This is a genomic window from Methylosinus sp. (assembly GCF_036560965.1).
Classification (GTDB): Bacteria; Pseudomonadota; Alphaproteobacteria; order Rhizobiales; family Beijerinckiaceae; genus Methylosinus.
In genome coordinates, this window is sequence record NZ_DATBQF010000063.1 from 1 (window position 1) to 12652 (window position 12652).

At 65.8% G+C, this 12652-nt stretch carries 7 protein-coding genes; all 7 read left to right on the top strand.

Annotated features, from left to right (window positions below):
• Positions 1-1978 (top strand): TonB-dependent receptor (locus tag VIF40_RS16850; protein WP_331938673.1); only part of this gene is annotated, 1978 nt, incomplete at its 5' end.
• Between the two features lie 53 nt (positions 1979-2031).
• Positions 2032-3369: a PepSY-associated TM helix domain-containing protein gene (locus tag VIF40_RS16855; protein WP_331938674.1), complete on the top strand. Its 1338-nt coding sequence runs from the start codon at positions 2032-2034 to the stop codon at positions 3367-3369.
• A gap of 31 nt (positions 3370-3400) precedes the next feature.
• Positions 3401-4471 carry an MbnP family copper-binding protein gene (locus tag VIF40_RS16860; protein WP_331938675.1) on the top strand — a complete coding sequence of 357 codons (1071 nt, stop codon included), beginning with the start codon at positions 3401-3403 and terminating at the stop codon, positions 4469-4471.
• A gap of 127 nt (positions 4472-4598) precedes the next feature.
• A complete protein-coding gene (locus VIF40_RS16865) occupies positions 4599-5825 on the top strand; it encodes an efflux RND transporter periplasmic adaptor subunit (protein WP_331938676.1) in 1227 nt (408 codons plus the stop codon).
• A gap of 10 nt (positions 5826-5835) precedes the next feature.
• Positions 5836-8943 carry an efflux RND transporter permease subunit gene (locus VIF40_RS16870; protein WP_331938677.1) on the top strand — a complete coding sequence of 1036 codons (3108 nt, stop codon included), beginning with the start codon at positions 5836-5838 and terminating at the stop codon, positions 8941-8943.
• Complete coding sequence (locus tag VIF40_RS16875; RefSeq protein ID WP_331938678.1) at positions 8940-12041, top strand: efflux RND transporter permease subunit; 3102 nt, start codon at positions 8940-8942, stop codon at positions 12039-12041. Before VIF40_RS16870 ends, VIF40_RS16875 begins: the two co-directional genes overlap by 4 nt.
• A gap of 147 nt (positions 12042-12188) precedes the next feature.
• A complete protein-coding gene (locus tag VIF40_RS16880) occupies positions 12189-12485 on the top strand; it encodes a hypothetical protein (RefSeq protein WP_331938679.1) in 297 nt (98 codons plus the stop codon).
• Positions 12486-12652 lie beyond the last annotated feature (167 nt).

Sequence of the window (12652 nt, forward strand, 5' to 3'; positions counted from 1 at the left end):
CGGGATGCTCATCTCGGCGCTGTTCGGCACCAGCGAGCATACGCCCAAATATTCGATGATCGTGCCCGAGGAGGTGTCGCGCATCGACGTCATGTACGGGCCCTATTCGGCGCTCTACTCCGGCAATTCGATCGGCGGCGTCATCACCTACACGACGAAGATGCCGGAGCAGTTCGAGCTGCACTCCAATCTGCAAGGCATTCTCGCGCCCTATGACGATCAATATGCGACGCATGAGACCAATCCCGGCTTCACCGGCGGCGTCTCGGTCGGCGACCGCATCGGCGATCTCTCCTGGCGCGCGGCCTACAATCATCTGCTGACGCATTCGCAGCCGGTCTCCTATGTCAGCTCGTCGAGCCCCGGCGGCGCGGCGGGAACGCCGGTCGTCGGCGGCTATTTCGACGTCGATCGGCAAGGCGCGCCGCGCGGCGTGTTCGGCACCGCCGGTCTGCAGACGACGGAAGAGAATGTCGGCACGGTCAAGGTCGCCTATGATTTCAACAAGGATGCGCGGCTCTCCTACACGATCGGGCTGATGCAGCTCGGTCTGAACATCGATCCGCAGAGCTATTTGCGAAACGCGACGACCGGAATGCCCGTCTACAACACCAGCAATGGCCGGATCACGATGAACGGGGTCAATTTCGCCCTCTCCGGATTGAATCCATCGAACACGCAGTTCCTGCATCTGATGCAGGGCGCCGAGTTCAAGACGCAGACCGGCGGCGTCTTCGACATGGAGCTGGTCGGCAGCTCCTATGATCTGATGCGCGACGTCAGCGTCTCGGCGCTGAAATATGGCGTCGACACCTCCGGCCAGACCCGCGAATACAGCGGCACGGGCTGGAAGGTGATGGACATGCGCTTCATCTTTCGCCCGGAGGAAGACCTTCTCGGCAAGCACGAAGTCTCCTTCGGCAGCCATCTCGATGAATATGCGCTCAAGCTGCATTTGCAGAGCACGCCGACCTATTGGTCGTCCTCCTACATTCAGCAGGCGCAGCGCTCCTACGGCAAGACCGCCAATCGCGCCGTCTATCTCCAGGACGTGTGGAAATTGGCGCCGCAATGGACGATCACTCTGGGCGGACGCCAGGAGTGGTGGCGCGCTTTCGACGGCTTCAACGAGAATGCGCTCGGCACGGGCGCGCGGCAGCCGGAGCGCAATCTCTCCGCCTTCATGCCGAAGGCCTCGCTGGCCTTTCAGGCGACGCCCGATCTGCTGCTGCGCGGCTCCTATGGCAATGTCACGCGCTTTCCGGGAGTCACCGAGCTCTATCAGCGCACCGTCTCGCCGAGCGGCATCGTCATCAGCAGCCCGGATCTGAAGCCCGAGCAGGCCGATTCCTACGAGCTCGCCGCCGAATATCTGTTCGGCGCGCATAATGCGCATCTCGCCTTCTTCCATGAGGATCGCTGGAACGGCATCGTGTCGCAAACCGACATCACCGCCGTGCCCAATGTCACCAATTTCTCCAATGTCGGCAAGATTCGCTACAATGGAATCGAAGGCGCGATCGGCCTCAAAGACATTCTCCTCGACGGCTTCGACCTCGACGCCAACGCCACTTATACGACCGACGAGATTCTCTCGAACCCGAAGAACCAGCGCTATGTCGGCAAGGACGTGCTGCAAATGCCGCGCTGGAAGGTCAAATGGGTCGCGACCTATCACGTGACCAAGGAGCTGACGCTGTCCGCCGGCTTTCGCTACAAATCCGCCTCGCACGGCCAGCTCGACAATTACGATTGGAACACCGAGACCTTCGGCGCCTATGGCCGCAACATCCAGCTCGATCTGCGTGGGACCTGGAAATTCGCGCCCAATTGGACCGCCGTCGCCGGCGTCAACAACATCAACAATTATCGCAATTATCTCTTCGCGCCCTATCCGCAGCGCACCTTCTTCGCCGAGCTGAAATACGACTTCGGCGCCGATCCGCTGTTTCGTCGCGAGGAGCAATATCGGCCGTGACCGGCCGCGACAGAACGATCGACCCTGATAATCGAGGGAGACGAGCGATGACAATGAGAAATTTCTGGTTGTTTCTCCACCGCTGGACCGGCCTTCTCATGGCCGGCTTCCTGATCGTCGTCGGCGCGACGGGCAGTCTTCTGGCATTCATGCCGGAGCTCAACCGGCTGCTCGCGCCGCAGATCTATCCTGGTCCGCGCGAGGGCAAGGAGCTCGCGCTCGGCGCGCTGGCGCGACGCGCGGAGACGCTCGCGCCAGCAGGCCGGGCGACGCAGGTCTCCTATGTGCAGCCGGGCACCGCGCGCGTTTCCATGACGCCGCGGCCGCTGCCGCTCGTTGCGGACTATAGCGTCCTCTACGCCGATCCGGTCGCCGGCGACGAATATGTGCTCGGCGCGCGTCCCGAGCCGCCGCCGCTCGGCTTCGATTATCTCTTTCTCGATTCCGTCACCGGCGACGAATTGGGGCGGCTCGACAAGGAGCCGCCGATCACCAGCGGCGCGGGCGTGATGCCCTTTATCGATCGTCTGCATTTCCGTCTCGCCATGGGCGAATGGGGCGGATGGATTCTCGGCATCGTCGCCGTCGTCTGGACGATCGATTGCTTCAACGGGCTCTATCTCACTCTGCCGATCTCCATCGCCAAGGGGAATCGCAAGAGCTGGCTGGAGCGCTGGAAGCCCTCCTGGCTCGTCAAGCTGCGCGGCTCCTTCTATCGCGTCAATCTGGATCTGCATCGCGCCTTCGGCCTGTGGCTGTTCGCGGTGCTGCTGCTGTTCGGCTGGTCGAGCGTGTATTTCAACATGCGCAACGTCTATGATCCGGTGATGCGCGCCGTCTTCGATTTCGACACGCCGCCGACGATGGCGCATGGCAAGTCCATGGGCGCGAAGGCCCATGCCGCGGAAAAAGCGCCGATGAGCTTCGAGCGCGCGCAGGCCATAGGCGAGAGCCACATGGCCGAGCAGGCGCGCGACGCCGGCTTCACGGTGGAGCGGCCGTTTCGCCTCACCTATCAGGCGGCGCAGAACAGCTACACATATGCGGTGCGCTCCAGCCGCGACGTCGGCGCGAAATTCGGCCGCACCAGCGTCGTCTTCGACGCCGCGACCGGCGCGTTCCGCTCGCTGCGCGTGCCGACGGGACAGCATTCGGGCAACACCTTCACCACATGGATCGTCGAGATGCATCTCGCCAATCTGTTCGGCCTCTGGTTCCGCATCTTCGTCTGCGTGCTCGGTCTCGGCATCGTGATGCTGTCCGTCACCGGCGTCTATATCTGGTGGAAGAAGCGTTCGGCTCGCGTCGCCTCCGCTGCGGCGCGCGCGCCTGCGAAACCGGCCGCCGCCGCGTCCATTCCCGCAATGGCCTGCGTCGAAAAATCCAACTGACTCGAGCATCTTTTATAAAGAGGAGAAACCCATGCGCGCCTATCGCACCATAGCTCTATTGCCTTTGATTCTCGCCGCGGCTCCGTCGCAGGCGGCGTCGCCCGCCGCGCGGCAGGAGGTCGCCATTCATTTCGCCTTTCAGGCGGGCGGCGCACCGGTCGAATGCGGCAAGCCCATCGCCGGCCTCGGAACGACGAAAGTTTCGGCGCAATTGCGCGACGCCCGCTTCTATGTCTCCAATCTCGCGCTCGTCGATGCGGACGGCAAGGAGACGCCGGTCGCGCTCGACAGCAATGATTGGCAGAATCCTTATGTCGCGCTGATCGATTTCGAGAATCAAAAGGGCCGCTGCAAGGGCACGCTGGCGACCAATGACGTGATCAAGGGCAGCGCCCCGGCCGGCAAATACAAGGGCCTCGTCTTCACGGTCGGCGTGCCGAGCCTCGGGAAGGACGAAGACGGCAAGGATGTCGCGCTCAATCATTCCAATCTCGCCACCGCCGCGGCGCCGCTCGACGTGCAGGGCATGAATTGGGGCTGGCAGGCCGGTCGCAAATTCATCGCCCTGGAGCTGGAGCCGGAAGGCGGCGTCACGCGCAAGGCGCCGTCGGCGCGTCTGCCCAAGGAGGCGCCGCCCGCGCCGAGCGCCGCCGAGGCCGCGCGTCTCGAGGCGATCGCCAAATTGGAGGCGCCGAAGGAGACCAAGGAGCAGCCGCGCGTCAACGTCGACGGCACCATCACCGTCTCCGCCTGGATGATGCATTTCGGCTCCACCGGCTGCAAAGGCGATCCGCTGACCGGCGAGATCGCGAGCTGCGCGGCGCCCAATCGCATCGCCGTTCGTCTCGACACATTCGATCCCGTCAAGCAGCATGTGATCCTCGATCTCGCCGCCCTGCTCTCCGGCGTCGATCTCACGCATGACGCCGGCGGCGCCACCGGCTGCATGAGCAGCCTCACGGATCCAGAATGCGGTCCGCTCTATGAGGTCGCGGGCCTGCGCTTCAAGGAGAGCGCGCCGGATATGAACGACATCGGCAAGCCCTCCGGCGTCCCGCAGCGCATCTTCCGCGTCGGGCCGAAGGTTCTGGCGGCGAAATGACGAGGCCGCCGCTTCGTCGCTCGGCGGCGAGGCGGCGCGCAGGGGGCGGGGGCATATGCGTTTGGTTCTGAGAAAAGACCGTGCGTCGCCGTGCGCGGACAGCGCGCAGCGGCGCGCGGCTCTCGGCGTGAGAGTCTTCGCCGACCGTCGCCGCGTGGTGGGCGTTCTGCTGCTGACGCTCGTCGTCGGCGGCGCGGCGGCCTGGCGCGTCTTCGGCCCGGGCGAGGCGGCGCCGGCGCGAGACAGGGCCGCCGGCGAAAGGCGCCGCGAGCAAATGGCGGTGACGGTTTCCGTCGCGCCGGTGCGGCTCGCCGATGTGCCGGTCACGCTCGATGCGGTCGGCACGGTGCAGGCGCTCAACACCGTCACTGCGCGCACGCAGGTGGACGGACGGCTGATCGATCTCGCCTTCGCCGAGGGGCAGGAGGTGAAGCGCGGCGACGTGCTCGCGCGCATCGAGCCGGCGATCTATCGGGCGCAATATGATCAGGCCGTCGCCAAAATGGCGCAGGACGAAGCCAATCTCGCCAACGCCCGCGTCGATGCGCAGCGCTATCGCAAGCTCGCGGCCGCCAATTTCGGCTCGCAGCAGCAGGCGGCGACGCAGCAGGCGCTGGTCGCGCAGCTCGAGGCGCAGCTGCGCGCCGACAAGGCGATGATCGACAATGCCGCAACGACGCTCGATTATGCGACGATCCGCTCGCCCATCGATGGGCGCACCGGCATTCGTCTCGTGGATGTCGGCAATATTCTGCACGGTTCCGATCAGACCGGCATCGTCGTCGTCACGCAGCTGAAGCCGTTGTGGGTGGTGTTCACCGTTCCGCAGCAATCGCTCGCGCAGCTGCAGAAGGCGCAGGCCGCGGGCCATGCGAAAGTCGCCGCGCTCGCCAGCGACAATTCGACGGTGATCGAGACCGGCGAGCTCGCGGTCATCGACAATCAGATCGACGCGCAGACCGGCACGGTGCGCGTGAAGGCGCTGTTTCAAAATCCCGATCTCGCGCTGTGGCCGGGGCAGTTCGTGAATGTGCGCGTCACCGTCGACACGTTGCAGAATGTCGTCACCGTGCCGAGCCCGGCCGTGCAGCGCGGGCCTAACGGCGCTTTCATCTATCTGCTGCGCGCGGATGGGACGGCGGCGCTGCGCGATGTCGTGACGCGGCGCCAGGACGAGACCATCGCCGTGCTGGCCTCCGAGCTCGGCGCCGATGAGCAGGTGATCGTCTCCGGCTTCTCGCGCCTTTCCGCCGGCTCCAAAGTGCGTGTCGCGGAGAGCGAGGCGGCGCCGGCGCGCGAGGAGGGCGCCGGCGAGAAGCGCCGCAAGCGCGCCGCCGAAGGGGAAAAGAAATGAGCCGCGCGCAATGAACATATCGGCGCCCTTCATCGAGCGGCCCGTCGCCACTTCGCTGCTCGCCTTCGCGCTTCTGCTCGCGGGGGCGCTCGGCTTTTTGCGGCTTCCCGTGTCGCCATTGCCGCAGATGGATTTTCCCACGATTCAGGTGACGACGCGCCTGCCGGGCGGCAATCCCGATACGATCGCCGCGCTGGTGACGGCCTCGCTAGAGCGGCAGTTCGGCCAGATTCCGTCGCTCGCCTCCATGTCCTCGCAGAGCTCCTTCGGCCTCTCGCAGATCACGCTGCAATTCGCGCTCGATCGCGACATAGACGCGGCCGCCCAGGATGTGCAGCAGGCGATCAATTCCGCCGCCTCGACTCTGCCGCGCAATCTTCCCTATCCGCCGATCTACGCCAAGGTGAATCCGGCCGACACGCCGGTGATGGCCCTCACGCTGCGCTCGCCGACCGCGACCTTGCGCGATCTCTCCGATCTCGCCGACACGGTGATCGCGCCGCGCATGTCGCAGGTGGCGGGCGTCGGCCGCGTCTCGGTGGAGGGCGGCGTGCGGCCGGCGGTGCGCGTGAGAGCCGATCTCGCGCGGCTCGCGGCTAATAATCTCAATATGGAGGATCTGCGCCAGGCGGTGGCCTCCGCCAATATATCCGGCGCGAAGGGCGCGCTCGACGGCGCGCGGCAGTCCTATACGCTCGACGTCAATGATCAGATTCTGGCGGCCGAGCAATATAAGACGCTGGTGATCGCCTGGCGCAATGGCGCGCCCTTGATGCTCGGCGACGTCGCCGATGTCGTCGACGGGCTCGAGGATTCGCGCGTCGGCGCCTGGTTCGACGGCGAGCAATCGGTCGTGCTCGACGTCGTGCGCCAGCCCGGCGCCAATATCATCGACACGGTGGAGCTGGTGAAGCGGCAGCTTCCCTTTCTGCGCCGGGCGCTGCCGGCCGGCATGACGCTCGATGTCGTCTCCGACCGCACCGACACGATCCGCGCCTCCATCGCCGATGTGGAATTCACTCTGGCGCTCGCCGCCGGGCTCGTCGTGCTCGTCGTGTATCTTTTTCTGCGCAGCGCGCAGGCGACGATCATCGCCGGCGTCAGCCTGCCGCTGTCGATCATCGTCACCTTCGCGGTGATGTGGGCGGCGGGCTTCTCGCTCGACAATCTGTCGCTGATGGCGCTCACCATCGGCGCCGGCTTCATCGTCGACGACGCCATCGTGATGATCGAGAATATCGTGCGCGGCATAGAGGGCGGCAAGACTCCGCTGCGCGCTGCGCTCGACGGCGCGCGCGAGATCGGCTTCACCGTCGTCTCGCTCACGGTCTCGCTCATCGCCGTCTTCATTCCGCTGCTGTTCATGACCGGCGTCGTCGGGCGCATGTTCCGCGAATTCGCGCTCACGCTCACAATCGCGGTCGTCGCTTCGGCGGTGATCTCGCTCACGCTGACGCCGATGCTCTGCGCCAGATTATTGCGCGGCGGCGGCGCCGACCATCGTTCCGGCGGCTTGTCGGCGTGGCTCGATCGTCTCTATGAGACCACGCTCGATTGGGCGATGGGCCGCCAGCGCTTCATCTTGATTCTCACCGGCGCGACGCTCGCCGTCACCATCGCGCTCTATGTCGTCATGCCCAAGGGCTTCCTGCCGCGTCAGGACACCAGCCTGCTCTCGATTGTCGTGGAGGGCCCGGCGGACGCTTCCTTCGATGTGATGCGGCGCCTGCAGGCCGAGGCGGCGACGATCGCGCGCAAGGATCCTGACGTGACCGGCGTCGTGTCCGTGCTCGGCGTCGGGCCGCTCAACGCCACGGCCAATGTCGGGCGGCTCACCGCGACGTTGAAGCCCAGGGACGAGCGCGCCGCCTCCGCGGACGCGATCGCCGATCGGCTGAAGACGGCGCTGGACCATATTCCCGGCGTCGCCGCCTATGCGCAGCCGGTGCAGGACATACAGATCACGACGCGCGCCAGCCGCTCGCAATATCAATATACGCTGACCTCGGCCAATCGGCGCGAGCTCTCGGATTTCACGGCGAAGCTGCTCGCCGAGCTGCGGGGCGAGCCGGCGCTGCGCAATGTCGCCGCGGAAACGCAGGACGGCGGATTGCGCGCCTTCGTGCATATCGATCGCGAGAAGATGGGCCGCCTCGGCATCTCCGCGCAGAATGTCGACGATATTCTCAACGACGCCTTCGGCCAGCGGCAGATTTCCACGATCTATGGACAGGCCAATCAATATCGCGTCGTGCTGGAGGCTGCGCCGCAATATCTGCGCGGGCCGCGCGCGCTCGAGAAGCTCTATGTATCGGCGCCGGGCGGCGGTCCGCAGACGCCGCTCGGAACCTTCGTGCGCGTCGAGGAGACGACCGCGCCGCTCTCCGTCGCGCATCTCGATCAATTTCCGGCGGCGACGATCAGCTTCGATCTTTCGAGCGGCGTCTCGCTCGGCGAGGCTGTGGACGCGGTCTCGCGCGCCGAGCGCGCGATCGGCCTCGCCGGCGCGGTCACCGGCGTGTTCTCGGCCGATGCGGCCGAGTTCCAAAAATCGCTGGAGAGCGAGCCCTGGCTCATTCTCGCCGCCGTGCTCACCATCTATGTGGTGCTCGGCGTGCTCTATGAGAGCTTCGCGCATCCCTTCACCGTGCTCACCACATTGCCGTCAGCCGGCGTCGGCGCGCTGCTGGCGCTGATGATCTTTCGGCTCGACATGTCGATCGTCGCGCTCATCGGCGTGCTGCTGCTGATGGGCATCGTGAAGAAGAATGCGATCATGATGATCGATTTCGCGCTGGAGCTCGATCGCGAGGGGCTCTCGCCGCGCGAGGCCATCGTCACCGCCGCGCGGCTGCGCTTTCGGCCCATCATGATGACCACGCTCGCCGCTCTGCTCGGCGCGCTGCCGCTCGCCCTCTCGCACGGGCCCGGCTCGGAGCTGCGCATTCCGCTCGGCGTCGCCATCATCGGCGGGCTGCTGCTCTCGCAGCTGCTCACGCTCTATACGACGCCGGTGATCTATCTCGGCGTGGAGACGCTCCGCGCGCGCCTCGGCGGCGGCGCGCCGCCGCCCGACGCCGACCGCGTCGTCGCATTGCGCAGGGAGGCCGCGGAATGAATATTTCCGAACCCTTCATTCGGCGTCCCGTCGGCACGACTCTGCTGGCCATGGCGCTCTTCGTCGTCGGCTGCGTCGCCTATCTGTTTCTTCCGGTCGCCTCGCTGCCCTCGCTCGACTATTCCTCGATCAGCGTCTCGGCGAGCCGGCCGGGCGCCGATCCCGCGACCATGGCGGCCTCGGTCGCCGCGCCGCTGGAGCGACAGCTCGGCGCCATAGCGGGCGTCACCGAGATCACCTCGGCGAGCTGGACGGGAACCTCTCGCATATTGGTTCAATTCGACATGAGCCGCAGCCTGGATGCGGCGGCGCGCGACGTGCAGGCGGCGATCAACGCCGCGCTGACCGATCTGCCGAGCGACATGCCGCAGCGCCCCTTTCTGCGCAAATCCACCGATGCGCTGGAGCCGGTGATGATCCTCGCGCTCACCTCGCAGACTCTGCCGAGCGGCGTGATCTTCGACGCCGCCGATTCCATCATCGCGCAGCGCATCGCGCGCGTGCCCGGGGTCGCCGAGGCGCGCATCGCCGGATCGGAGCAGCCGGCGATTCGCATACAGCTCGATCCCGCGCGCCTCGCCGTCATGGGCGTCGGCATCGACAAGGTGGCGACGGCGATCACCACGGCCAATGTGCGCACGGCCGTCGGCTCGCTCGACGGTGACGAGCGCAGCTGGACGATCGAGACCAATGATCAATTGGCGACGCCGGAGGATTTTCGCGGAATCGTCGTCTCGGCGGAGAAGGGCGTCATCGTCAAGCTCGGCGATGTCGCCGATGTCGACCGGGGCGTGCGCAATCGCCTCGCCGCCGGCTGGTACAATGGAAGGCCGGCGGTGCTCATCAATGTCGCGCGCCAGCCCAACGCCAATGTCAATGAGGTGGTGGAGCAGGTCAAGGCGCTGCTGCCGGAGCTGGAGCGCTGGGTCCCCGCCGGCGTCGACATCGGCTTCCTCTCCGATCGCACGCAGACCATCCGCGCCAGCGTCGGCGAGATTCAGCGCACGCTGCTGCTGTCCGTCACAATGGTCATGGGCGTTGTGTTCGTCTTCCTGCGCCGGGCGACGCCGATGATCGCGGCGGGCGTCACCCTGCCGCTGTCGCTCATCGGCGCTTGCGCGGCCATGTGGGTCGCGGGCTATTCCATCGACAATCTCTCGCTGATGGCGCTCACCGTTTCCGTCGGCTTCGTCGTCGACGACGCCATCGTCATGATCGAGAATATCGAGAGCTGGGTCGCGCGCGGCAAGAGCCGCTTCGAGGCGGCGCTGATCGGCGCGCGGCAGATCGGCTTCACCGTGGTCTCCATCTCGCTGTCGCTCATCGCGGTCTTCGTTCCGCTGCTGTTCATGGACGGGCTGATGGGGCGCTTCCTGCGCGAATTCTCCTACACGCTCGCCTCCGCCATCCTCATCTCGACGGTCGTCTCGCTCACGGTGACGCCGATGGTCTGCGCCTGGATGCCGTCGTCCACGAAGCGCGACAATTCCCGCTTCGATCGCATCGTCGAGGGCGCGTTGAGCAAAATCGTCGATTGGTACGCGCGCAGCCTGCGTCCCGTCATCGATCATCCGCGGCTGACGCTCGTCGTCATCGTCGGAACCATCGGCTGGACCGCCTATCTCTATCAGGCGCTTCCGAAAGGCAATCTGCCGCAGGACGACAATGGCTTCGTCAATGGATCGACCGAAGCCGCGCCCGATGTCTCCTTCGCGGAAATGATCCGGTTGCAGAAGCAGGCGGAGGCGATCATCTCGGTCGATCCGGACGTCGCCGGCGTCGGCTCGTCGGTCGGCGGCGGCGCGCTCACCGCGGCGCTCAATCAGGGGCGCTTCAACATAAGGTTGAAGCCGCGCGAGGAGCGCAGCCTTTCGAGCAAGCAGGTGATCGCGCGGCTGCGCAAGGAGCTCGGCAAGGTCGCGGGGCTGCAGGTGATGCTGACGCCGTCGCAGGACGTGTTCCTCCATGCGCGCTGGAGCGCCTCGGCCTATCAATTCACTCTGCTCGACGATGATGTCGCGGAATTGACCGAATGGGCGCCGAAGGTGCTGGCGCGAATGCGCAAGGTTCCGCAGATCGTCGATGTGACGAGCGATCGCCAGCAGGGCGGCCTCGGCGCCAGAGTGGTCGTCGACCGCAACGCCGCCTCGCGCTTGGGCGTGCCCATTTCCGCCGTGGACGCGGCGCTCAACGGCGCCTTCGGCCAGCGCCAGGATTCGGTGATCTATGGCGAGCGCAATCAATATCGCGCCGTGCTGGAGACGCCGCCGACACGCCAGCGCGATTTGCGCGATCTCGCCGGAATCTACGTGTCCAGCGCCTCGGGCGGACAGGTCCCGTTGAGCGCCATCGCGCGTTTCGAGCGCTCGACCTTGCCGATGGTGGTCAATCATCAGGGCGCGCTGCCCGCCGTCACCATCACCTTCAATCTCGCGCCGGAGGAGACGCTCGAGCTGGCGAGCCATGCCGTCGAGCGCGCCTTCGCCGAGATGAATCCGCCGAGCGGGCTGCGCGGCGAGCTCGCGGGCGAGGCCGGCGACGCGCGCAGGGTCGGGCGCAGCATGACGATCTTGATCGTCGTCGCTCTGCTCGCGGTCTACATCATTCTCGGCGTGCTCTACGAGAGCCTCGTGCATCCGGTCACGATCATTTCCACTCTGCCGGCGGCCGGGCTCGGCGCGCTGCTGTCCTTGCAGATGTTCGCCATCGAGTTTTCGATGATCGCCTTCATCGGCATATTGCTGCTGATCGGCATCGTGAAGAAGAACGGCATCATGCTCGTCGATTTCGCGCTGATCGCCGAGCGCGAGGATGGCCTCACGCCGCGCGACGCCGCATTGCTCGCCGCCAAGGAGCGGTTCCGCCCTATTCTGATGACGACTCTCGCGGCCATGTTCGGCGCCTTGCCGCTGGCGTTCGCCGCGGGCATCGGAACGGATCTGCGCCGGCCGCTCGGCATCACCATCGTCGGCGGCCTGCTGCTCAGTCAGCTTCTCACGCTCTATACGACGCCGGTGATCTATCTGCTGATGAGCAAGGCGCGCATGCCGCGCCGCAGCAACGGGTCCCGGCGCGCTGACGCCGTCGCGGTCGAATAGCGCCGCGCGGCGACGTTCAATTCTCGGCTCGAGGCGCGTGGGCGCAGGGTCGCTTCGCCGCGACGCCATCGGCGCGCGGCTCCGCTATGGCGCCTTTCACGGGACGACGCCCGCCACGCCTATTTCGGGAAATGCGACAAGGAGACGATGACGCAGGCGGACCGCAATCCGAGTTTCGCGTCGACAATATCGTCGTCGGCCCCGGCGCCCGCCAGCTCGCGCGGCAGAACGGCCGGCGCCGTCGAGCGCATCCCCGGGAGCCCGTCGCACGGCTGCGCGCGATCGCGCGACGCCGACGCCAAATCGACCTTGAGCGATGAATCGAACAAATTTTTCAATCTCGTGCAAGATGGCGATTGCGTGCGCCTGCATCATCGCAGCGTCTGGCGCGCGCCGACCTTCGGGCCCTGCAAATCGGATGGGGATTGCAGCCTCGACGACTGAGAGCGCTCGGGATGATAAGGAAAAGCACGCGTGAAATATCGGCGACGTGGCGATCGCAAGTCGCCCGTTTCGCATGTCTTTTGCGCGGTCTGTCGATGTTTCGAAGATCGGCCGGCGGCGCGCCCGCGAAGGATGGATTGCCAAAACAAATCTTATGGGCCAGTCTT